Genomic DNA, 23283 nt, shown 5'->3' with positions numbered 1-23283 from the left:
CCGCAGATTGCCGGTGAGCGTAGCGAGTAGATGAGTGATGAGTGACGGGTTCGAGCCTACTCCGACACCGGGGTCGAAGCCAGAATCCAGGATTCCGACACCTGGTTTCAGGGGTCAACCGGCGATGATTGTCGCAATCGGTCTGCTGGCGCTTGGGACGGTGTTGTTCCTCGTGTTGAGCCGCAGGCCACGGCCGAGGTGCGGTCCGGAGTTGCCGTCGCCGGATTCGACGTTTTTTGGCGGAGACACGATGTATAAGGATGAGCTGCTGACTGGAATGCTGGTCCGGCTCGGCGTGCCGAAGGATATGGCGAACCGGGCTGAGGCCGCACTCGCCAAGACTGACTTTCCGTTCCGGCATCTGCGGCCGGGCGACTCAGTGACGCTTGCGTACCGAGGGCTTCAGCTTGTCAGCCTGACCTATCACAATGATATGGTCACGAGTTACGGAGTTGCGTTCGATTCGACCGGAGCCGTGGCGACAAAGTCCACCAAGCCGGTTGATACCGTGCGTGCGGTGGTGCACGGCTTGGTGAAAGTATCGTTCTGGAATTCGCTGCTGGCCCTGGGTGAGAAGCCGTGGCTGGCGATGAGCTTTACCGACATACTGCGTTACGACGTGGACTTCTTCACTGAGTCAAACGATGGTGACTCGTTTCAGGTCATCGTTGACAAGCTTCTGGTCGAGGGGCGGTTCTATCGGTACGGCCGAGTGCGTGCGGTGCACTATCGGGGCAAAACCGACAATACCTGGGGTTTCTTCTATGTGTTGCCGAGTGGGCACTGGGACTACTATAACGAGAAGGGGCAGTCACTGCGTAAGGCCATTCTGCGTTCGCCATTGGAGTTCAGCAAGGTCACGTCTCATTTCGGGATGCGGTTCCATCCCATCTATCGGGTCTATCGCCAGCACGCGGGGGTTGATTACGGCGCACCTTCGGGTACGCCGGTGTCGGCGATTGCTGATGGTTCGGTCACCTTTGCTGGCTGGCGTGGGGGGTACGGTAATCTGGTTGAGGTGCGCCACTCGGGTGGGCTGTCATCCCGCTACGGTCATCTTTCCGGGTTCGGACCCGGGGTTAGATCGGGCCGGACCGTGCGTCAGGGTCAGACAGTCGGCTACGTCGGTACGACCGGAGACGCGACCGGGCCGCACCTGCACTTCGAAATAAGGCAGGCAGGTAAACCAGTCAACCCCCTGAAGGTTATTCCACCTCGGGCCGAGCCGGTACCGGCAAAGTACATGGACGAGTTCAAGCAGGTCAGAGATGGATACATTGCGGAAATCCAGCAGGCGCTTGCGTCGGCTGTTCCGGACATGCTGTCCACTGACTCAGCCGCTGGTCGCTAAATTCCCAGTTCCAGCTCCGAGAACCAGGTGCGGCCCGGATTCGGATAGAAGTCAACCGTCTGGTAGTGTGTGTCGAGGATGTTTCTGACACCGAATCGGACGACTGTGTTCTGCAGGCCGATGCGCGGGCAGACTGCGGCCGCGGCGTCGAGCAGTGTGAATCCAGCCAGCGTGCGCGGTTCGGTTTCCGGGTACACCGGGTCGGAGAGTCGGTCGCTGGAATGCTCGACCCCGAGGTCGAGCCGGATGTCCAACGGTTGTAACCCGACTCTAGCCCAGAGCACGGTTCGCATGGTAAGGTCAGGTCGGTAGTACAGCCGCTTACCGTCAGACTTGGCTTGAGACCAGTTGAGATTTGCGTCAAGTCCAGCCAAGCCAAGGTCGAATTCAGCCTCAGCTTCGATGCCGGTGATAGTCGCAGCCGCCACATTTACCGGCCGATAGCGGAACGATGTGTCAGGCTGCCACTGGATGAGGTCGGTCAGGGTAGTGCGGTAGCCACCAAACCGGCACGCCAGTCCTTTCGCGGGCCGGCCGCTGAACCCGAGGTCAATGCCGGTGCCGAACTCTGGCCTCAGGTCCTTGTTGCCGTACGACCAGGCGTCCTCAGGCCAGTATAGGTCGTTGAGGCCGGGGGCCCGGAAAGAGCGGCCCAGGCCAGCGAAGATACTAAGCCAGTTGAGCACAGACCAGTTCAGAGTCAGCTTCGGGCTGAACACAGTTGTTGTCGCAGGCCTGGCGAGCGTGCTTGAGAACGGTGCCCCTTGCAGCGCCTCGAAGCGTGCTTGAGGTGTAGCATTGAACCGGCTGGCCTCGAACCGGACCTGAGTCCAACCGGCGATGTCCAGCCGCCCAGGCGTGCCGACGGTCGTGCTTCGCAGCCGGTGGTCGTCAAGTTCAAACCCGGTCATCACCAGTGCCCAGTCGGCCGGGTAGAAAGCAGCTTCGAGGTGAATGCCCATGTCCGCCAGGCAATGGGTGTCGCTAGTCGGAAACAGTGAATCTGGGTCGCGGTAGTTTTGCCACTGGTTGAGCCGGTAACCGGTGATGCCGGCGCGCAGCCATTCACCCGGCTGGAACTGGTAGCGGCCGATGAACAGGCCGCGAGTGTCATCGCGCCGGGCGTCGTCGCTCGGCAAGCGCCGCGAGCCTGGTACCCCGCGTGCGCTCGAAGCATACTCGGCAAAAAGGCTCGCACGGTGTGCGGCCGTTGAGTACAGTGCTTTGCCAAAGGCGTTGAGTGAACTGCGGTCGGCGTTAGTCATTGTTGCCGTGCCACCTGAGTCGTCGTTGTACGCAAAGCCGTTCTTAGTCTGCGACCAAGTGCTGCCGACCGCGTAGCCGAAGTGCCTTACCCGTTGCCCGTGTGTTACCTCGACGCGACGTTCGCCCAGCGCACCAACGCCGGCGCGTAGCCAGGCACCAAGGCCGGCCGGGTCTGGGGTCAGCAGATTTATCATTCCGCCGACCGGGCTCGTGCCGTAGAGCGAAGAGTTGCCGCCCCGGACGACCTCGATCCGGTCAGCAAGCGCGACCGGCAGGGTAGTCATGTCAAATGTGCCGTTCTGGGCCGAGTTTAGCCGGATGCCGTCAATTGCTACCAATACATGCTCGGCATTGGTGCCGCGCAGGGTCACGCTTGAGAAATTGACGTTGTCACGGCTGACTGCGGATACGGTACGGCGCAGGGCCGCGGCCAGGTCGGTGTTGCCGAAGCGGGTTGCCGACTCGCGTTCGACTATGGCTACCGGGCCGGACCGGCCAAGGGGTACCGGGGTGCGGAATGCGGTGACAGTTACGCCCTTCAGGCTGATGACCTCAGGCGTGAGGAAAACGGTGGTGTTGCGACTTGTTTTGGCAAGCGTTGCCGTGCGCGTCAGGTAACCGACGTGGAAAACCTCGACTGTAAGGGTGTCGGTCTCCAAGGTCAGTTCAAACCGGCCCTTATCGTCGGCATAAGCCGCAGTGCCGTCCTGCGCAACAATTGCTGCGTAGGGGACAGGCTGGCGGGTGCAGGCATCGAGGACTTGGCCTCGATATGTCACCGCACTCGCGTGCCCGAACGCAAGCGCGATACCGAGTGCGAGCCACTTAGTTGTCCACCCTTCTATTCTCTTGTTGCCGGGTGCCCTGTTTTTCTGTTTTCGGTCTGCTTCCCCCCGCTTGACCATTCGCCTGTCTGGCCACTTGGGTACTGTCTTCATCCGATTCTCCTTTCATCGCAGGCTGAATCAGCCATTTGCGGCGAAAAGGTCTCCTGGCTTATACCATCTTCTGCCGCCTTCCCGGCCCGAGGCCAGTGGCATGGCAGAAGCACGCGCGGTACTTACAGTGGGCGTGACCGCAGCCGATTTTCACGGCTTTCCCTGAGCCAGACGCGAAATTGGGTATCCGGCCTGGCTACCGTTCCAAGACGGTCTTCCGCCGCGTTTCTGCCTGGATACTAGCCGGATTCGTGACCAGGTCAAGAGCGCGAGAAACGGGAGACGACATGGCTTGCCAAGGAACCGCGGCAAAACCGAACAACTCGTGTTGAGACCGAACCGGCAGTAAGGAAGCGAGTCGGGTACTGGTTGGCGGAGGCAGACCTTGGCTTGCGACAGCAGGTATGCTGTTTCGTTGTGCAGCAAAGTTTTCGCGGGCCCGGAGCGTTCAGGTTCGGGATTCTTCTGGCGGCCGGGGCTTCAGCTTCTGCTCGTACCTCTCAAATAGCTCAAAGACTTTGTCAGCGATGTCTCTGGTTAGGACTTTATCCTTCACCCGGCGCATGCCGACCTTGGCCAGCCGGGCGGCTGCTTCTTTGCCCCTGTCGGCAAGGACATCGAAAAGCGTCCCTACCCACAGCCATACGTTCCGTCTTACGTCCGAGTCCAGATGCAGCTTGTCCAGCTTCTTGTCAACCTTAAGTGCAATCAGAACCTTGATGAACTCCCGCTGCTTCCAATAGTCTCCGTCCGCTCGGGCCGCAGCCAATTCCATCCTAGTCTCTGCTTTGGTCACCTTGAAAGGTCTGATACCCAGGGCGGCGATTTCCTGCGGACTCGGAATCCAGTCCAGTCGGCGTTCGCGATTCAACTGGTCATAGGCCTGCTGAGCAGCCGACGCCATCGCTTCCAGGGCCTTTTCTGTGACCCCGTGCTTTCGCGCCTTTGCTCTTATCCGGTTGAGCTTTGTCTGAATCGCGGCTGCGACTCCCCGCCGCGGCAATTCGGTCCTGCATTGAGGTACGAGTTTCCGTCCGCGTACAAGGGCAGCAAACACTTTCCTGCCGTAGTCGCAGGTTACCCGCTGAAGCGATAAAGGTACGGCTTTACCCAGCCCGACGAGCGCCCGGTGCAGACTGGCCTCCAGAACCTCGCTGTGGTATTGACGGGCAAACATCTTCTGCATCCGTAGCACACGCTGCGCCGGACTAAGTAGTACCGGCCTCTTGCCGACCGTTGGCATTGCTTGTCGGTTCGTCGTTTTCTTCTCATACTTGATAACGGCTGAGCTGGCGTCACTGGGTAGTTGCTGGGTAAGTCTGGTCAGGGCCGCTTCTGTTTCGGCGTCTGATACCACAGGCTGTGACGTGTATGAGTCCAGGATGTCGAGAAGGTCCGCAAACCGTGCCCGGCAGGCCCGCAGGTAGTCCGCAATCAAGGCCAGGGATGGAAAGGGTTGTATTCCTCTCTCCAGACGCGAAATCTGGTTGTGTGCGCCGGTACCATTTCTTCCCATCAACGTGGCGAGTTCTGTCTGGGTCAGCCCTGCCTTCTTTCTGATTCCGCGCAGGCGTTCGCCTAACTCTTTGGGAAAAGCAAGGGTAGTCCTGACCCGTTTCATGCGCGGACGTCCAGGGGAATGATACATCGCTGTCGCAGAAGAATCAACTGGCTGAAATCTGGTAACCACTTGAACAACAACGTGCTATATGCTGAAGTGTCACTTGGCATCCCAGCCGGGGAGCTGCTGCCCAGGTCGCTAGGCAATCAGCTTGAACGGCTGCTTTACCAGAAGCATTGGCTTCCAGTGGGGACGATGGTGTCGCATCCAGTCTTCCCGGAGCAGTCATCGCTAAACAGTCCCTCGCTTTCACTGGAGCTTCAGCTCTTGCTCTTCAGCGAGCTTCCTTTTGAGCCGGTACGGATGCTACGGGACATACTCTGACAACAGCGGACCGCTAGGCTGCTGCGTCGGCAGGCCGGTCTGCTCAGTCCTGGGCTGTGCTTGCTGCTCTCTTCAGTGTCCGGCGGTGGGCTGGCCCGGTGCCTTGCCTAACGCTTACTCAACCAGACGACCCGGCGGTCCATACTGCCCGGACCACGATGCAGACTGAAATCAGCCCAAGTATCGTCGGCAATCAGGCTGACGAGTCTTCGGGGAAAGCCGCCTGGCCAGCAGCACATTTGCCCGACGGACAATTTCAGAATACAAGCGCCCGATGCAAAGTCTGTTCCAAAGTAAGTTCTTCCCTTTTTCTCACCCAGTGCGGTTTTCTGCCCGCCGACGCATCCGGTGTTCTGAGGTGAGATGGGGTAGTAGCATCGGTGGTACTTGTCGCCTTGGTGGTGGCGGGCTTGACAGCGGGAGATGTTTCTCTATGCTCGAATCATGAAGGCGGTATTGGTGTTATTTGCCGTGGTCACAGCCGGCTATACCGGGCTGTACCACGTTGACCAGCCGGTGCCGGTTTCACTCGCACACGGCGAATACAACGTCGGGGTCCGGCTCTGGGGCAGTGGTGGCGCGCTGCTGCGGTTCGGTGTCGGTCTGTTCGACCGGCTGACGCTCGGCGCCTCATTCGGCGGCGACAGCCTGATCGGCTCGCACCAGCCTGCGTTTTATCCCCGGCCTGAGTTCTTTGCCCGAGGCGCAATCTTGGCCGAGCAGGGATACTTTCCTGACCTTGTTGTCGGGTTTGAGAGCCAGGGGTTTGACCATTTTCTCGATGATGAGTATGAGGTGTATCCCAAGGGCGGGTACGTCTGTCTGGGTAAGACAGTCGAGCCGACGAGGACGTACGTTGAAATCGGGGTGAACTACTGGCGCAGGGTCAGCGGGTTTGCCGTCGTCAACCAGCTTCTGCCCGGTGGGTTCGAGGTCATCGCCGAGTATGACCTTGCGGTCAACGACAGCCGCCTAGAACACCGGCGCGGGTATCTAAACCTGGGGTTGGGCTGGACGTTTAACGAGCAGGTGCGGTTCGGTATTGGGCTGCGCGATGTTCTGGGCAGCCGGTCGGATATGAAGCTGAACCGCGTCGTTGACATTTCGTTCCAGAACCGGTTCTAGTCAATTCTGCTCCGCATACTGCGTTCTCTGCCGTTGACCGGTGTCTACTCTGGATTTCTGGTCGTTGACACTTTTGGTTTGGCGGGTAGGCTGAAGTCAAGTGCTGCATCTGGAGGAATGTTATGGATGTGAAAGAGTTTCTGCGAGGTCTAGAGGCGTTCTGCGAACTGAGTGATGAAGAGTTGGAGCGACTGGTCAAGTTGGCGAAGCTGCGCCACGTCAAAGCCGGAGAAATGGTTGACATACAGGGGCAGCCGGCGGACAAGTTCTACATTCTTGTCAACGGCAGACTCGGCGTCGTACTTGACCTTGATTTCGGAGTGACCAAACGAAGCTACCTTGTGACGTCAATCGGACCGGGAGAGATGTTTGCTTGGTCCGGGATGGTGGGCAATCCTCACTACACCGCGAGCGGCAAAACCCTTGCCGATAGCACCGTCATCGAGTTTGACGCCAAGGAACTCGAGAAGGAGTTTGCCGAGGACCCGAAGCTGGGATTCGCAGTGATGCGAGGCGTGGCCAAGACGATAGCCTCCCGGCTTCGGCACATGCAGCTCCAGCTTGTTAGGGAGTACGCGCTACGCGAGTCAGAGGAGTAGAATCGGGCGCCGGTGAAGCGCGTCGGCAATGAGGCCATGCAGCGCTTCGTAGTGGCGATTGACGGACCGGCTGGATCGGGTAAGAGCACGACCGCGAACGAGTGTGCCCGCCGGCTGGGGTTTTACTACCTTGACACCGGCGCGATGTACCGGGCGATGACGCTCAAAGTGATTGAGGAGATGATGACAAGGAGCCAGGGAGACAAGGCCCGAGGTTCAGGGTTCAGGGCTGGAGGGCCACAGTCTGGGAATCTGATATCGAGTCGAGCACTTGCCCGGCTGCTGCGTTCCACCACCGTCGGAGTGCATTGGCGGCGCGACATGCTAGGTGTGACGCTGGACGGCCGGGATGTGACCCGAGACATTCGGGCACCGGAGGTGAGCGACCTTGTATCAGTTGTGTCGGCGGTTCCGGCGGTACGGCGGAAGATGGTTGCTGAACAACGCCGCATCGCCCGAGGTCGGCGTATTGTGTGCGAAGGTCGGGACATCGGGAGCGTTGTATTTCCGGACGCAGAGCTGAAGGTTTTCCTTGACTGCGACCTTTTGAGCCGTGCGGAGCGCAGGTTTGATGAGATGGTGGAGAAGGGGCTTGTGAGCGCAGAAGTCAGAATGCAGAACGCGGAACGCCGGGGTCAGAGACTGAAAACCAGAACCAGGACGTGTGAATTGAATGGAGTCCTGAAGAATCTGAAGACCAGGGATCGGATTGACTCGAGCCGCCAGATGTCGCCACTGGTGCGTGTGCCGGATGCCGTGCTCGTGGATACGACGATGCTCTCCATCGAGGAGCAGGTCAGAATCGTTTGTTGGCTGGTGCGGCAAAGGCTGGCCCAGAAGACATGTAAGGAGTGACTTGGCTTCGACGGCCATCGCTCAATCTCATCGGTTACGGTCAACTGGAAGGCGGTGGCGGAGATGGCGGCTGCGCTGGCAGGTGGCGTGGCTGGCGACCTATCCGCTGGCGAAGCTCTTGTTCCGGCTGCGGGTGTTCGGTCGGGAGGTGCTCGGCCCCGGGCCGCAGATACTGGCGTCAAATCATCTGTCGAATGTTGACCCGCTGATTGTCGGCTGGGCCGCGGCCAGGGAGCTGCATTTTCTGGCCAAAGAGGAGCTGTTCCGTGCTTCGCGACTGTTCGATTGGCTAATCAGGGCCTGGAACGCCTGGCCGGTCAGGAGAGGAGTGCCAGACCCGGCCGCGATAAGACACTGCACCGAGGTGCTCCAGCGAGGCCAAACGCTGGTGCTGTTTCCCGAAGGCACGCGAAGCCGGACCGGTGAGATGGCCGAGTTCAAGCCCGGGGTTGGAATGCTGGCAATCAACGCCATGGTGCCAGTCGTGCCGACACGAATATCAGGGCTGGACCAATCCTGGATTTCGTATCTCGCGGACAGGGATTTTGTAATCCGGGGATTCCGGCACAAGCCAGCACAGAATCCGTGGATTGAGGTGCGATTTGGCGAACCGGTGCACCCAGCCGATTTCCGTCGTTCGCGGGAGGGATACGTTGAGATGACGAGGGTGATTGAGGCTCGCGTGAGGGAACTTGTCAAATAGTGATTCGGACAAGGTCCGATGACTGCTAGGGACAGTGAGGTCCGGATGAGATGGAATAGAAAGCCGGGACCGTGTTAGTGAGAAAGGTTATGATTGCCAGGCCGACCGGGTTCTGCTCCGGAGTCGAGCGGGCCATCCGGATGGCCAAGCAGGGCAAGGAGCGGTACGGCCGAGTTTACACTCTTGGAGAGCTTGTGCACAATCCTCAGGTCCTGGCCGAGCTGGAGCAGGAGGGGATAAGGGCGGTCTTGCGGCCCGAAGATGCACGGGGCGGTGCGTTGGTTATAAGGGCACACGGCTGTCCTCCGCATTTGCTCAGACGATGCGAGCGGCTGGGGATAATGACGATTGACGCGACTTGCCAGTACGTGCGCAAGGTGCAGAACGTAGCCCGCAGGCTGGTGGAACAGGGCTATCTTGTTATTGTTGTTGGCGAGCGGGACCATCCAGAGGTACGTTCGATTCTCGGGTGCGGGGGCAGGGCGGCGAAGGTGTACTCTCCGCGAATGCGGTTCGTTACGTCCACAACTGGCCGTAGCTCGGGCCAATGTATCGGTGTCGTCGCTCAGACGACAATGTCGCCCCAGCGTCTTCAGGAGGCAGTTGCCAACCTCAGCCGGTTGCGCTATACTGAGCTTCGCGTTTTTGATACAATCTGCGGGGAAGTAATCTCCCGGCAGAAAGCGGCTGCGGCGATTGCCCGGTGCACCGAGCTGGTCATTGTAGTCGGTGGTCGAAACAGCGCAAACACGTCCCGGCTCGCCGAGATCGTAAAGGCCGCGGGAAAAGAGATGATTTTTGCCGAGCGCGCTATTGATGTGCCCAGGACGGCACTGCACGGACGGAGAAAAGTCGGGATAGTGGCCGGGTCGAGCACGCCGGCCTGGGTGGTGCGCGAGGTTGCGGAATTTGTCCGAAATCCATGAGTTCAGGAGGAACTGCTACGATGACTGACGAAAATCCTGCCGGCGTGCCGGCAGAACCAACCGGTCCGACGGTTGAACCGCGACCTACTAGCCGCGCAACCGGGGCCGAGACCAATGAAACGATGACCAGTATTTACGACTCGTCCTTCCCCAGTCTGAAGGTGGGCGAGATTGTAACCGGCCGGATAATCAAGAAGCTGCCCAACGCGGTGCTGGTTGACCTGGGCCTGAAGGCAGAGGGCATTCTGCCGCTAGATGAGTTCCGCAACCCGGACGAGGTCAAGGAAGGCCAGGAGGTCAAGGTTTGTCTTGAGGCGATTGAAGACGCCGACGGCTTTCCCGCAATTTCCAAGCGCAAGGCCGATTTTCAGCTCGCCTGGGAGCAGATAAAACAGAAGTCCGAGAGTTCTGAAGGAGTTCCGGCGACGATACTTCGAAGGGTAAAGGGAGGTCTGGCAGTTGAAGTTATGGGGCTGGACGCGTTCCTGCCCGGGTCGCAGGTTGACCTACGGCCGGTGCCCAACCTCGATGTACTCTTGGGTAAACAGGTCGAGGTGAAGATTATCTCGGTCAACTGGTTCAAGAAGAACATCGTAGTATCACGTCGTGTGTTGCTGGAGGAACGCCAGGAGCAGGCACGGCGTGAGCTTTTCGCCCGGATTGCAGTCGGCGACGTGGTTCAAGGGACGGTGAAGACGATAACCGACTTCGGTGCGTTTGTGGACATCGGCGGAGTTGATGCCTTGCTGCATATCTCCGATCTGGCGTGGAACAAGGTTGTTCACCCGAAGGAAGTTGTGAACGTCGGCGACGAAATCAAGGTTAAGGTGATCTCGGCGGATGAGAAGACCGGCCGTGTTACGGTGGGGCTGAAGCAGATGAGTCCGCACCCCTGGGAGCGGGTCGAGGAAAAATATCCAATCGGCACGCGAGTTAAGGGCCGGGTTACGACCCTAGCCGAGTACGGCGCTTTCGTCGAACTCGAAAAGGGTATCGAGGGGCTGATTCACATTTCGGAGATGTCTTGGACGAAGTCAATTCACCATCCATCCCAGATTCTCTCGGTGGACCAGGAGGTTGAGGCAGTCGTCCTCAACATCGACAAGGAAAACCGCCGGATATCGCTCGGCCTGAAACAGACAATGCCTGATCCCTGGTCGTTGATTGACGAGAAGTATCACGTTGGTCAGCGCGTCCAAGGTAGAGTCAAGGTGCTGAAGGACTTTGGTGCCTTCTGTGAAATCGAGGAAGGTATCGAAGGACTGATTCACAACGCCGACATGTCGTGGACCAGACGAGTCAAGCATCCGCGCGAGGAGCTGAAGAAGGGCCAGCGGGTTGACACGATCATTCTTGGCATTGACAAGGAGAATCGGCGCATAACGCTGGGATTGAAGCAGACCATGGAAGACCCGTTCTACAGAATAAGCAAGGAACTGGCCGAGGGCGATGTAGTGCGGGCCCGGATTGTCGACCTGCCCAAACCGGGTGTGGTTGTAAGCCTGCAGTATGGTGTCGAGGGTTTTGTGCCGCTGAGCCAGCTTGCCAGGGGCGGCAAGAAGGTTCGAGAGAATTACCAGATTGGTGAGGAGCTTGAGCTCAAAGTTTCAAGAATTGACCTTGCCCACCGTCGGATTACGCTGAGTGAGCGGGTTTTATCTGGGCAGGAGCCTGGGCCGGATGAAGCCGAGGAACTTGAGACCGAGCCGGAGGAACTACGTGAGGAGCCGACCGACCGGTTCACACTCGAGGACCATCTGCGCGGCCAGGACCATGACGAGGAGTGGCCAGAGGCTTGACGCCTTACGCCTTGCGTGGCACTCGGCGGTCGAGTTTATCGTCTAGGTCAGCAGGGGTGGAGGTTGGGGCTCGCGCGAACGTCCTTACCGCCGGCTGTCGTCTCAACCAGGCGGAGAGCGATGCGCTGCGGGCCAGGCTGATTCAGCTTGGGTTCGGGCTTGTCGGTGATGTCCGAACGGCGGATTTCTGCTTCGTGAATACCTGTACCGTGACCGCGGCGGCTGACCGTTCCTCGATTCAGCTCATCCGGCGTGCGTGCCAACCTGTCCCCAGACCCAGGGTTGTCGTGCTTGGATGTCTGGCGGAACGGGCACCGGCCAGGGTATGGTCGATTCCCGGTGTTGCAGAGGTTTGGGACAATGCGAGAAAACAGGCCGAGATTGCTTGCGTTTGCCCGGAGCCTCGGCGTAGCCGGGCGTTTCTCAAAGTCCAAGACGGGTGCAACCGAGAGTGCGGCTACTGCGTCGTCGGTCGGTTGCGCGGCCGGCCGGTTTCGGTACCAACCAAGGTCGTCTGTCACCAGTTTGAACAGCTTTTGGCGAGAGGTTTCCAGGAAGTGGTATTGACCGGTCTGAATCTTGGTCTATATCAGGATGACGACGGCACGGACTTGGCCGGGCTTGTACGAATGATGTTCGTCCAGGCAGGCCGCCGACCGGTCCGGATTCGACTCGGCTCGCTGGAGCCGGATACAGTGAGCCGGGCAATCTTGGACTTAGTCAGTGATCAGCGGATGGCACCACATTTTCATCTGGCACTTCAGTCTGGTGATGACGGAGTGCTTGCCCGTATGGAAAGGCGTTATGACAGCCAGGCATTTGCCGCACTGGTCGCCGAACTCAGGCGGGTCCGGCCAGATGCGAACATCGGGTTCGATGTCATCGTTGGATTGCCGGCCGAGAGCGAGGTCTCATTCAGTCGAACTGTGGCCCTTATTGACCGGCTTGCACCTGGGTATCTGCATGTCTTCTCATACTCGGCCCGGCCTGGAACCCCGGCGGCAGGGATGGCGGACGTGCCGGCTGCAGGCGAGCGCAGAGCAAGGGCAAGGCTGCTGCGTGAGCGCTCGGTTCGGTTCAGGCAGGAGTACAGCAGCCGGTTTGTCGGTACTGTGCGGAGTGCGGTTGTGGAATCGTGCGCCACGGCGTTGACCGACAACTACCTGAGGGTGGCATTGGACCCCTTGAGCGCAACTGAGCCGCGCAGGATGGTTGATATGATGATTGTGTTGGAATCTGGCCGCCTGGTCGGCCAGCCGGTGACCGGGCGGCCGAGCCACGACTGCGCCGGCGCGGTCGGATACTCAAAGACTAACACTGTCAAGGAGGTGGCATGACGCCGCGAATATTTTTCGTCGGACTGGGACTTGCTTTGATTATGTCGCTCGGAGCCAAGGAGTACAAGGTTGGCTACATTGATTCAGATGCAATTATCTCAAAGTACGAGGCGGCGAAGGAGGCAAAAAAGGAGCTGGAAAGTGAAATCGCCAAGTTTCGCGCCCAGGCCGACTCGCTGCGAGCTGATTACGAGCGGGCTCAGGAGGAGTACGAGTCTCAGGAGCTGACGCTCTCGGAAGATGGCAAGCGGGCGAAACAGGCCGAGGTCCAGCAGCGCAAGAGCCGGTATGATGCCTTCGTTGACCAGGTGTACCGCGACGGCGGTAAGATTGACCAGAAGAACGACGAGCTGATTGCGCCAATCGTCGAGAAAATAAATGCGGTTGTCAGCAAGATTGCCGAGGAAGAAGGTTACTCCCTTGTACTCGATGCCGCCAAGATCGAAGTTGTGTATGCTCAGCCCGGACTTGACCTGACCGATGAGGTGGTAGCAGAGCTGAATCGTGAGTATGCACCGGTCGGACCGGCCGGGACGAGAAAGTCCGTTTATGCGGTAATGCCGATATACGAGACGAACGACGAAGCACGGCAGGACCGGATCGGTTCGCAGACCAGGCAGTTTTGCTACGACCTGGTGCGGTCCCAGCCGAACACTGAGATGGTCGGAAACCAGAAGGCAGACGAACTGGTTCAGGCACGCGGGTTTGCCGGGCGGCAGATCGGTCAGACCGAGGCGCTGGATGTTGCCCGGGCCTTAGACGCCGACTATGCGGTTTTCGGTGATTGCGCGAAGCAGGATCGAAAGATATCGTTTAGTCTGACAATTATTGACGTCCGTCTTGGTACCGTGGTGCGTACCGAAACTGGAGAGACGAACCGGATTGAGGACTTGAGGGTTCAGGTTGCCAGGGCTGTTCAGGTTCTGATGACGAGCGTACAGAAACCATAATGATGTGTTATGCCCTGAGCGCTATGCGATACGTGAGGACGGTGTCCGGAATCCGAGACTGTCACGCAAGCCCCAACCTTGATGTCGAGTCGATAGCCGGGCCGGAATCGAGGCGTCAAGTAACTCATTCCCGACGCTGAGCGCCGGCCGAGACGTATGCGATGCAACTCCTCCCTGATGGTCGGGATTGACCCGAGCGCACGGATAGGGGCTGGTGCTTTTGTTGGACCGGACGTCTCTGTTGGGCCAGACGCGGTCATCGGCGAGAATGCAGTGATTGTCGGCCATGCACGGCTTGGTGCTCGCGTCCGGGTCGGACCAGGTACGGTAATCGGCGCTGCAGGTTTCGGGTACGAGTTCGTTGACGGTAAGTATCATCACCTGCCCCACACGGGGGGTGTGATTGTCGAGGATGACGTCGAAATTGGAGCGAACTGCACTGTTTGCCGAGCCAAGCATGGGCGGGAAACGAGAATCGGCCAAGGAACCAAGATTGATAGTCAGGTCCATATCGCGCACAACGTCCGGATTGGCAAACACTGCGTGATTGCAGCGCAGACCGGGATTGCCGGTAGCGTGATCATTGGCGACTACGTGATGATCGGTGGTCAGGTTGGAGTGAAGGACCACGTCCGCATCGGCGATAACGCAGTCATTCTTGCGCGTGCCGCAGTGTTCCGCTCGGTGCCGCCGGGTGCGTGCTACTCGGGAATTCCGGCCCGACATCACGATCAAACGAAGCGTTTCTGGGCAGGACTGTGGAGGCGATTCGGGAAAGAGGAATCGGACGCTGGAGCAGTGAAGCGGTGAGCGGCGAGACATTGAAGTACTGCGGTGCGACCATCGCGCGGCCGGTGACTCGGTGCGGGGTAGACCGTAGTGGTCGGCCGGCACAGGTGACGCTGCGACCGGCCGGACCAGGTTCAGGGATTTGGTTTGTTCGCAATACCGCATCCAGAACCCGGGCCTGGCCTGTGTCGGTCCGGCATCGGGCCGAAGCAGGCTGGCAACCTTGTGACTGGACTCAGGCGGTGCGGGCTACAGTCGGGAACGCTGTGACACGCGGATACGAGACATGTCTAGGTCAGGGTATCAGGACAGTCCGGATGGTTGAGCATCTACTTGCTGCCTGCTACGGGCTGGGAGTGACCGATCTTCTGGTTGAGACTTCAGGGTCGCGGTTGCCTTTGCTTGACGGTAGCGCACAGCCGTACGTGACAGCTATGATGCAGGCCGGGATGGTGCGTTATCAGGTCGGACCGAGGACAGCGCATCTCAGGCGGCCGTTACTCGTGCAGAGTGGTACGCGATTCATTGCAGCCTTTCCCGCGAGTCGATTGACCATCAACTGCTTTGTACAACTACCTAGAATCGGGCCTCAGTACGTTAGCTTTGTAGAAACCGCGGGTGCCTTTGTCCGCGATATTGCGCGGGCTCGCACGTTTGGCTGGGTCGACTTGCCCTCGGCGCGGCAACGTCTCGGCCTGCGCTTCGGACTGAGGAAGGTCACCGGCCGCGGGCAGCACGGCGCGTTCGTATATCCGGCACGGTGGCGGCTGACGTGCGAGCCGTGCCGACACAAGGTACTGGACCTTGTCGGTGACTTGGCGCTGCTTGGCCGGCCGGTAGGAGCGGAGCTTTTCGCGTTTCGGCCCGGACATGACATAAATCTCGAATTCGTGCGGAAACTAGAAAGGGCACTGAAGGAATGATGCAAGATGCGGAACGACAGATAGCGAACCGTAGACTGGAGCATACCGAGAGGAGCCAGGGATGATAATGGGCATTGACGAGATCAAACGACTGCTGCCACACCGCGAACCTTTTCTTTTCGTTGACGGTGTTACCAGACTTGATCCAGGCCGGATTGAGGCATACCGTGAACTCAGGCCAGAAGAGTTCTTCTTTTCAGGGCACTTCCCGGGCAATCCGGTGTTTCCCGGTGTGCTGATGGTGGAGGCCATTGCTCAGGCCGGGATTCTCTTGGTTCTCGTCCAACAGGAGGAGCGCAAGGGCCGCAACACCCTGTTCGCCAGCATCGAACGGGCGAGGTTCAGGCGAATAGTGAAACCTGGTGAGCGCCTGGTCCTAACGGCAGAGCTGGTTGGCGGCAAAGCAGGCCTGTACAAGCTCCAAGGTACTGCCTCGGTTGACGGCGAGCTGGCATGCGAGGCAACAGTGATGGGCGTGCTCAGAGGCTGAGCCGAACTACGCGAGCACGCTAGGTGAGAACGGAGCGGCCGCGACTCGCTACTGCTGCGCAGCAGGATTCAGACCCTGATGCCCTGCCAGCGCCACGGGTGCATCCGAGTGCCGTTGTCGCACCCGAGGTACAACTGGGCGCCGGGTCGGAGGTTGGGCCATTCTGTCGGCTTGAGGGCAGGGTGCGCGTCGGTATGCGATGCCGGTTCGGAACCGGAGCGGTCATTGGTTCGGCACCAATGGACCGGAACTATCGCGGGGAGGATACCGCGGTTGTCATCGGTTCGGACAATGTGTTCTGCGAGTACGTAACCGCAAACCGGGCGACCGGTGACGGTAAGATGACGATCATCGGAGACAGCAACCTGGTGATGGCATATGTGCATATTGGACACAACTGTCGTATCGGGAGCGGTTGCATCATTACCAACGGCGTGCAACTTGCCGGTCATGTCGAGGTCGGAGATCGGGCAAACATCGGCGGGCTCACTGGTATCCATCAGTTTTGTCGCGTCGGCGAGCTGGCGATGGTCGGTGCCTGTTCCTATGTGAACAAGGACGTGCCGCCGTTTGTGGTCGCAGCCGGTAACCCGTGCCGGGTCAGAGGCCTGAACCTTCGCGGCATGGAGCGGGCCGGTGTGCCGAGGGAGGCTGTGCTGTTGTTGAAGCAGGTCTACCGGCTCGTCTACCGTTCAGGTCTGAACCTGGCTCAGGCCGTCGCACAGATTGAGGCTGAAATTCTGCCCAGTGCGCAGCCGGGCTGTGGGCTGGAACAAATAGGAAGTTTCCTTGAGTTCGCTCAGACCACGAGACGAGGTCTGGAACTCCGAACCGGCGACGACAGCGAGACAGTGGGTAGTGAATGACATACAGTGAGGCTCTTCGCTTTCTTGACAGTCTGGTGAACTACGAGAAGCAAGCGAAACCGAGAAACCGGTTCAAGCTCGACAATATCCGCAGGCTGCTCGCGCTGGCCGGAAACCCGCAGGCCCAACTCAAGAACGTGGTTCTTGTGGGCGGAACTAAAGGCAAGGGTTCGGTCTGCTACATGCTCGAATCAGCGCTGAGGGCGTGCGGGCTTCGCACGGGACTGTTCGTCTCGCCGCACGTCAGCACGGTCAGGGAGAGGATCCAGTTGGACGGTGAGTATCTCTCGAAACGTGCTTTCGCCGCCTTGGCCGAACGTTTTCGGCCACTTGTTCGCCAGCAGCCAGTGAGTTACTTCGAACTGATAACAGCAATGGCGTTTGAGCTGTTTGCCCGTAAGCAGCCGGACTGGACCGTGATCGAGGTCGGACTTGGGGGTAGGCTGGACGCAACGAATCTCTGCAAACCTACGGTTTCGGTAATCACCCGTATCGGGCTTGACCATGTGGCGGTGCTCGGCAGAACTGTGCGTAAGATAGCGCGCGAAAAGGCGGGTATCATGCGGGTTGGCCGGCCGGTTGTCATCGGAATGCAGGTGCCCGAAGCCAAGGCAGAACTCTCGCACCAGGCGTACCGAATAGGCGCAGAACTGGTGCCAGCCACTGACCGGGTCCGAGTCTGGAACGTTGAGGCAGTATCAGTGCAGAAGGCTAAGGTACCCGGGGCTCAGGGCCTAGGTGGTGGAGTTGCTTTTTCCGTCTTGTCTGAGCTCGGCGCAGGGAGGATAGAGCTACCGCTGCTTGGGCAGCACCAAGTGGAGAACTGCGCAACCGTACTCGGTGTGCTTGGGCTGTTGGCCCGCGAGGACTGCCGGATTAGGCTTGATAGCGTGAAGCAGGGACTTGCCAAGGTGAGTATCCCAGCTCGATGCCAAGTTGTATCACAAGAGCCACTCGTAGTCTTGGATTCGTGCCACAATCCTGATTCCGGACGTGCCCTGGCTGAAGCAATTGAGATGCACCTTGGCACAAAGGTTATCCTCGTTTACGGTTCCCTTTCCGGCAAACTCATCACTGCGACGGTCGCGCCGCTCGTACCGAAGGTTGAGATTGTGATACTCGTAGAGCCCGCTTCGCCGCGGGCTGAGAAGATTTCGCATTTGAAACGCATCTTCACCCGGCTTGGGATTCGGCACGTTGCGGCCGGTAGCGTGAGAACTGGACTGGCTGAGGCGCTGCGTCTTGCCGCAGACAAAACCCCTGTTGTGGTAGCCGGTTCGTTCTATGTTGCAGGCGAGGCGCTTCAGGAACTAGGCAAGAAGCAGAAACAGACAGTGCTAGTGGCTGACAAAGGTAAGTAAGTTATGTCTTTCTATGATGTTACTGTGCTGACCCAAGACAGTTGTCTTGCTGCCTATTGCTAGGTGTAATCAAGCTTTGCTTCTTTCGTCTCGGGCCGAATCGAGACAGTGTAGAAGATGGTCTAAGTAGTCAGTCCTGAACGAGTAACAGTAAGGCAAACGAACGGAGTCGTCCGGTAAGAATGAGAACGTATGGATACTGATAACAGTGTGGACCCGGTGGTACAATACTCCGGTAAGGCAAACGAGGCACGGAAGGGGCCAGTTGCAGAGCTGGTCGAGAGGTGTGCGGCGCTGGAGCAGGAGTGTGCCGAGCACAAGGACCGGTATATACGTTCGCTTGCTGACTTTGATAACTACCGGCGGCGTGTGCAGCGGGATTTCGAAGTCGTACGGCACGCTGCCATCGAGGCCATAATGGCAGACCTGCTGCCAGTGCTGGACAATTTTGACCGAGCATTGGCGACGCTGCGGTCTGGACTGGACACCGGCATACAATCAGCGGACGATGATACGCAGGCGGATAGTCAGAGATGTCAGGCGAGCAACGGAGGTGCAACGGGTGTTGACGTCGGGCATGCGCCGACGCCCGGGGGAGCGGCCTCGGAGTGGACTTCCTTGCTGGGGAGGATACGCGAGGGCATTTCGCTTATAAGAAGGCAGATGTATGACGTACTGGGCCGGCACGGGCTTGAGGAGTACAGCTGCCTCGGCGAAGAGTTTGACCCCAGGCGAGCCGAGGCGGTGAGTTTTGTCCATACCGATGACCACAAACCTGACACTGTGGTTGAGGAGCATTGTCGAGGCTACAGTTGCCGCGGTAAGGTAATAAGGCCGGCCAAGGTGGTAGTTGCGAAGCAGACCGGTAAAAGTGACGAAAGGACGAAGTAAGCAGCTAGGATTAAGGCAGTGAGTAAAGGACAAGGTCAGATGTATACTCGGCCATGACTTGGTATACTAACTTTGGTTCATTATACCGATTCTGTTATCTGAGGTTAGCTTTGTTCTGGGTACTTTATCCTGCACTGTTTGTATAAGGAGGTTTGATATGGCAAAGGTAGTTGGCATAGACTTGGGCACGACGTTTTCGTGCGTAGCGGTTATGGAGCGGGGCCAGCCAGTCGTTATCCCGAACCCAGAGGGCGGCAGGATAACGCCTTCGGTTGTGGCACTGGGTAAAGAACGGCTTGTTGGCACGTTGGCGAGAAGGCAGGCAGTAATCAACCCTGAGACGACGATATATTCGATCAAACGCTTCATGGGCCGACGCTACACCGAGGTTGGCGAGGAAATAAAGCGAGTGCCATTCAAGGTTGTGCCGGCTGAGAATGGCGATGCCTGGGTTGAGGTCGGCGGGCAGAAGTATTCTCCGCCTGAGGTGTCAGCGATGGTGCTCCAGTATCTAAAGAAAGCGGCTGAAGCGTACTTGGGAGAAGCCGTTACCAAGGCGGTCATCACGGTGCCGGCGTACTTCAATGATTCTCAGCGTCAGGCGACCAAGGACGCAGGTAAGATTGCGGGTCTTGAGGTATTGCGTATCATCAACGAGCCAACCGCGGCGTCATTGGCCTACGGCTTGGACAAGAAGAAGGCCGAGAAAATCGCAGTTTACGACTTGGGCGGTGGAACCTTCGACATCTCAATACTTGAAATCGGCGAGGGTGTGTTTGAGGTGAAGAGCACGAATGGTGACACGCATCTCGGTGGCGACGACTTTGACCAGCGCGTGATGGACTGGATTATCGAGGAGTTCAAACGGGAAAACGGCATTGACCTCGCCAAGGACAAGACTGCACTTCAGCGTATACGGGAGGCGGCAGAGAAGGCAAAGTGCGAGCTTTCGACTTCGATGGAGACTTCGATAAGCCTGCCGTTCATTTGTGCGGACGAGAAGAAGGGGCCGTTGCACATTGATATGAAGTTGACGCGGTCCAAGCTGGAGTTTCTGGTTGCGGACCTGATTGATCGTACTTTTGAACCGGTGAAACAAGCGCTCACCGACGCACGACTTACCCCGCGCGATATTGATGAAGTTATTCTTGTCGGTGGTCAGACCCGGATGCCCAAAGTGCAAGCACTGGTACGGGAATTCTTCGGCAAAGAGCCGCACAAGGGTATCAATCCGGATGAGGTAGTGGCAATCGGCGCGGCGATTCAGGGCGCAGTACTTGCGGGTGAGGTTAAGGACATTGTGCTGCTTGATGTGACGCCTCTTTCACTGGGCATCGAGACCCTGGGCGGGGTGATGACACGGATCATCGAGCGCAATACCACGATTCCAACCCGCAAGACTCAGACTTTCACTACGGCAGAAGACAATCAGCCGGCGGTTACGGTACACGTGCTGCAGGGCGAGCGCGAGATGGCAGCCGACAACCGTACCCTTGGCCGGTTCGAACTCTCGGGTATTCCGCCCGCGCCCCGAGGGATCCCACAGATTGACGTTACGTTCGACATTGACGCGGACGGAATTTTGCACGTCACAGCCAAGGATAAGGCCACCGGCAAGGAGCAAAGCATCCGAATAACCGCTTCCTCCGGTCTGTCTAAGGAGGAAGTCGAACGTAAAGTCAGTGAGGCACAGGCCCATGCAGCCGAAGACCGACGCAAGCGTGAGTTGGTTGACAGCCGCAATCGGGCGGATACTCTTATTTACCAGACCGAACGGACGCTGAAGGATTTTGGCACCCGGGTGGCGGCGGACGAAAAGAAAAAGATAGACGAGGCGATTGCGGCGCTCAAGACTGCGATGAAGGGCGACGATAAGGCGGCGATTGATTCAGCAATCGAGGAACTCCAGAAGGTCAGTTACAAGCTGGCTGAAGAGATGTACCGCCAGCAGCAGGCCGAAACCCAAGCGAAGTCCGGTGGTGCGAAAGAGAAGGACAAGCCCGAATCGGGCAAGACGGTTGATGCCGACTATCAGGTCATTGACGACGAGGAGAAGAAGTAACGAAACGACCGGCACTACGTGCTACGCTCTGCGCTGGGTTTTGCGCCCGGTGGGAAGTGGTGCACGAAGCGCAGAGTACTTTTGCGGAGGTGTAGTATCACCTAATGCCTCAGACGAAGCGCGACTACTATGAAGTTATTGGAGTACCGCGCAACGCTACGCTCGAGGAAATAAAGTCCGCCTACCGCAGGCTAGCCAAGCAGTATCACCCGGACCAGAATCCGGGCAATCGGGCTGAGGCCGAGGAGAAGTTCAAGGAGCTTTCTGAGGCGTATGAGGTTCTGGCGGACGAGAACAAGCGTCGTCTCTACGATCAGTACGGCCACGAGGGTGTGTCGCGTCAGTTTGGGCCGGGCGGATTCGACTTCCGCCGCGATTTTACACATACGGAAGACATCAGCGACATATTTGGCGATCTGTTACGCGGATTTGGCGGGGGATTCACCTCGGGCGGGTTATTTGACGTCTTATTCGGTGGACAAACAGAGGGTTCTGCTCGGGGACGACGTGGTGGAGATATAAGAATTAGACTCAAGCTCACGCTTGAGGAGATTGCCGAGGGTGTAGTACGGGAGGTTACCTTCTCCCGGTACGAGGCGTGTGAGGAGTGTGGAGGCCGCGGCGGGACCGGGCAGGAAGTTTGTCCGACCTGTCGGGGACAGGGACGAGTACAACGACGCACGAGTTCGATCTTTGGCCAGTTCGTGCAAGTCTCGTCCTGTCCGGCCTGCGGTGGACAGGGTACGCGGGTCAGAGAAACATGCAGGAAGTGTGAAGGAGAAGGAAGGGTACGGCGGCAGCGGACGTTGAAGGTCAGGGTTCCGGCCGGTGTATCCTCAGGCAACTACATTCCGCTCCGCAACGAAGGCCACTATGGTCCGGCCGGTACGGGGGATGTTCTAATTGAGGTAGAGGAGAAGGAACATCCGTTGTTCTTGCGTCGGGGAGACGACATTATCGTGGAGTTACCGGTCACTCCAGCGCAAGCGGTTCTGGGCGCGAAGCTGACAGTGCCGACTCTTGGAGGTGAAAAAGTCATTACCCTGCCGGCTGGGACTGAGTCGGGCGCGCTGCTGCGGTTGCGCGGGGCGGGCGTTAAGCGACTGGATGGTGGCCGAGGTGATGAGCTAGTCCGGGTTGTACTGCAGGTTCCGACTCGACTGTCAGCAGAAGAAAGGAAGCTGTGGAAGGCGCTGGCCGACAGCGAGAACAGGGATTCACTTGTCCCGAGGAAGCCGAGGCAATGAGCAGCGGACAAGGACACAAGGAGCGCTCAAGACTCAGAGCTTCGGGGGGTGAAGAAAGTAAGGGAGCAGCCTTTTTCTTGCTCGACCAGGAGCCGGGACCGGACCAGGTCGCGGTGATAACCGGCAATGAGGCGCGACATCTGTGCCGGGTGCTACGCCTCCAGTCTGGCGATCGCGTATTTGCCACCGACGGAAAGGGAGTCGAGTACGAGCTTGAGCTTGTGTCGGTGCGGCCGGATAAAGCTGTCGGGAGGGTGCTCATGACTCGGGTCCGGCCGCGTGAGCCGGCCCGCCGACTTGTTCTGGCGCAGAGTATTATCAAACCGGACCGGATGGCGGAGCTGGTGCAAAGTGCTACCCAGCTCGGAGTGTCAGAGATTATACCTTTCGGCAGCGCGCGCACGGTAGCGAGTTTGAAGCCGACAAGGCTCGAGCATCTACGACGAAAGGTACGCGAGGCGGTAAAGTGCTCGGGCCGGACAGTCGTGCCGATGCTGGCCGAGCCGCTGGAACTGTCCGAGTTGCTGGGTCGGGTCAGCGAGTTCGATGCGGCGGTCGTGGCGTACGAGGAGGAAGAACACACCCAACTCGCAGATGTGCTTGATCCTGGGGCGGAGTCGGTATTGCTCCTTGTCGGACCGGAAGGTGGTTTTGAGCGTGCCGAAGTCCTACGGATGAAAGCGGCCGGAATTCGCAGTTTCAGCCTCGGTCCGAGAAGACTGCGGGCTGAGACGGCGGCAAGCGCAGCCGTGGTTCTGGCGCTATCGCTGTTGGGCGAGCTTGCAGTTGATGGACGCAGAGCCGGAGGGCCAAAGGTGTTGGAGTCCGGAGCGTAGAATCTAGGAGTTCGATGGAACCTA

21 protein-coding genes and 1 riboswitch are annotated in these 23283 nt (G+C 58.6%); of the genes, 19 read left to right on the top strand and 2 right to left on the bottom strand.

Annotated elements, in window-relative coordinates; translation table 11 throughout:
• Positions 1-37: 37 nt before the first annotated feature.
• Positions 38-1351: a M23 family metallopeptidase gene (locus ABIL25_03695; GenBank protein MEO0081383.1), complete on the top strand. Its 1314-nt coding sequence runs from the start codon at positions 38-40 to the stop codon at positions 1349-1351.
• Here ABIL25_03695 and ABIL25_03690 read toward each other — a convergent pair.
• Complete coding sequence (locus tag ABIL25_03690; protein ID MEO0081382.1) at positions 1348-3555, bottom strand: TonB-dependent receptor; 2208 nt, start codon at positions 3553-3555, stop codon at positions 1348-1350. The two genes, ABIL25_03695 and ABIL25_03690, sit on opposite strands and share 4 nt — an antisense overlap.
• A gap of 25 nt (positions 3556-3580) precedes the next feature.
• Positions 3581-3762, bottom strand: a riboswitch (cobalamin riboswitch).
• Positions 3763-4003: 241 nt separating this feature from the next.
• Positions 4004-5176, bottom strand: a complete 1173-nt coding sequence (locus tag ABIL25_03685; protein MEO0081381.1) for a helix-turn-helix transcriptional regulator — start codon at positions 5174-5176, stop codon at positions 4004-4006.
• Positions 5177-5194: 18 nt separating this feature from the next.
• Here ABIL25_03685 and ABIL25_03680 point away from each other — a divergent pair, with 18 nt between their 5' ends.
• From ABIL25_03680 to ABIL25_03595, 18 genes are all read left to right on the top strand, one after another.
• A complete protein-coding gene (locus tag ABIL25_03680) occupies positions 5195-5500 on the top strand; it encodes a hypothetical protein (GenBank protein MEO0081380.1) in 306 nt (101 codons plus the stop codon).
• A 444-nt stretch (positions 5501-5944) separates the two neighbouring features.
• Positions 5945-6625 carry a hypothetical protein gene (locus tag ABIL25_03675; GenBank protein MEO0081379.1) on the top strand — a complete coding sequence of 227 codons (681 nt, stop codon included), beginning with the start codon at positions 5945-5947 and terminating at the stop codon, positions 6623-6625.
• A gap of 122 nt (positions 6626-6747) precedes the next feature.
• A complete protein-coding gene (locus ABIL25_03670) occupies positions 6748-7224 on the top strand; it encodes a Crp/Fnr family transcriptional regulator (GenBank protein ID MEO0081378.1) in 477 nt (158 codons plus the stop codon).
• A 12-nt stretch (positions 7225-7236) separates the two neighbouring features.
• A complete protein-coding gene (locus ABIL25_03665) occupies positions 7237-8079 on the top strand; it encodes a (d)CMP kinase (GenBank protein MEO0081377.1) in 843 nt (280 codons plus the stop codon).
• A gap of 82 nt (positions 8080-8161) precedes the next feature.
• Complete coding sequence (locus tag ABIL25_03660; GenBank protein MEO0081376.1) at positions 8162-8782, top strand: lysophospholipid acyltransferase family protein; 621 nt, start codon at positions 8162-8164, stop codon at positions 8780-8782.
• A gap of 71 nt (positions 8783-8853) precedes the next feature.
• A complete protein-coding gene (gene ispH, locus ABIL25_03655; protein MEO0081375.1) occupies positions 8854-9708 on the top strand; it encodes a 4-hydroxy-3-methylbut-2-enyl diphosphate reductase in 855 nt (284 codons plus the stop codon).
• Between the two features lie 20 nt (positions 9709-9728).
• Positions 9729-11507: a 30S ribosomal protein S1 gene (locus tag ABIL25_03650; protein MEO0081374.1), complete on the top strand. Its 1779-nt coding sequence runs from the start codon at positions 9729-9731 to the stop codon at positions 11505-11507.
• 56 nt (positions 11508-11563) lie between these two features.
• Positions 11564-12844 carry a radical SAM protein gene (locus ABIL25_03645; GenBank protein ID MEO0081373.1) on the top strand — a complete coding sequence of 427 codons (1281 nt, stop codon included), beginning with the start codon at positions 11564-11566 and terminating at the stop codon, positions 12842-12844.
• Positions 12841-13794 carry an OmpH family outer membrane protein gene (locus tag ABIL25_03640; GenBank protein MEO0081372.1) on the top strand — a complete coding sequence of 318 codons (954 nt, stop codon included), beginning with the start codon at positions 12841-12843 and terminating at the stop codon, positions 13792-13794. Before ABIL25_03645 ends, ABIL25_03640 begins: the two co-directional genes overlap by 4 nt.
• A 156-nt stretch (positions 13795-13950) precedes the next feature.
• Positions 13951-14604, top strand: a complete 654-nt coding sequence (locus ABIL25_03635) for a UDP-3-O-(3-hydroxymyristoyl)glucosamine N-acyltransferase (GenBank protein MEO0081371.1) — start codon at positions 13951-13953, stop codon at positions 14602-14604.
• Positions 14601-15506: a UDP-3-O-acyl-N-acetylglucosamine deacetylase gene (locus ABIL25_03630; protein MEO0081370.1), complete on the top strand. Its 906-nt coding sequence runs from the start codon at positions 14601-14603 to the stop codon at positions 15504-15506. The genes ABIL25_03635 and ABIL25_03630 overlap by 4 nt, the downstream gene beginning before the upstream one ends.
• A 67-nt stretch (positions 15507-15573) precedes the next feature.
• The gene (gene fabZ / locus ABIL25_03625; GenBank protein ID MEO0081369.1) at positions 15574-15996 is read left to right on the top strand and encodes a 3-hydroxyacyl-ACP dehydratase FabZ; all 423 of its coding nucleotides are present in this window, start codon (positions 15574-15576) and stop codon (positions 15994-15996) included.
• A 23-nt stretch (positions 15997-16019) separates the two neighbouring features.
• Complete coding sequence (gene lpxA, locus ABIL25_03620; GenBank protein MEO0081368.1) at positions 16020-16862, top strand: acyl-ACP--UDP-N-acetylglucosamine O-acyltransferase; 843 nt, start codon at positions 16020-16022, stop codon at positions 16860-16862.
• 35 nt (positions 16863-16897) lie between these two features.
• Positions 16898-18223, top strand: a complete 1326-nt coding sequence (locus ABIL25_03615; GenBank protein ID MEO0081367.1) for a folylpolyglutamate synthase/dihydrofolate synthase family protein — start codon at positions 16898-16900, stop codon at positions 18221-18223.
• Positions 18224-18415: 192 nt separating this feature from the next.
• The gene (locus ABIL25_03610; GenBank protein ID MEO0081366.1) at positions 18416-19114 is read left to right on the top strand and encodes a nucleotide exchange factor GrpE; all 699 of its coding nucleotides are present in this window, start codon (positions 18416-18418) and stop codon (positions 19112-19114) included.
• 157 nt (positions 19115-19271) lie between these two features.
• Entirely contained in the window at positions 19272-21176 is a 1905-nt protein-coding gene (gene dnaK, locus ABIL25_03605) for a molecular chaperone DnaK (GenBank protein MEO0081365.1), read from the top strand.
• Between the two features lie 104 nt (positions 21177-21280).
• On the top strand, positions 21281-22423 hold the full coding sequence (locus ABIL25_03600) for a J domain-containing protein (GenBank protein MEO0081364.1): 1143 nt from the start codon (positions 21281-21283) through the stop codon (positions 22421-22423).
• Positions 22420-23259: an RsmE family RNA methyltransferase gene (locus tag ABIL25_03595; GenBank protein ID MEO0081363.1), complete on the top strand. Its 840-nt coding sequence runs from the start codon at positions 22420-22422 to the stop codon at positions 23257-23259. Before ABIL25_03600 ends, ABIL25_03595 begins: the two co-directional genes overlap by 4 nt.
• The last annotated feature ends 24 nt before the right edge of the window (positions 23260-23283 follow it).

This window comes from candidate division WOR-3 bacterium, assembly GCA_039801365.1.
GTDB lineage: Bacteria > Hydrothermota > Tepidihabitantia > Tepidihabitantales > Tepidihabitantaceae > JBDRUN01.
Note: the sequence above shows the minus strand (reverse complement) of the source record. Positions and strands in the feature narration are given on the sequence as shown.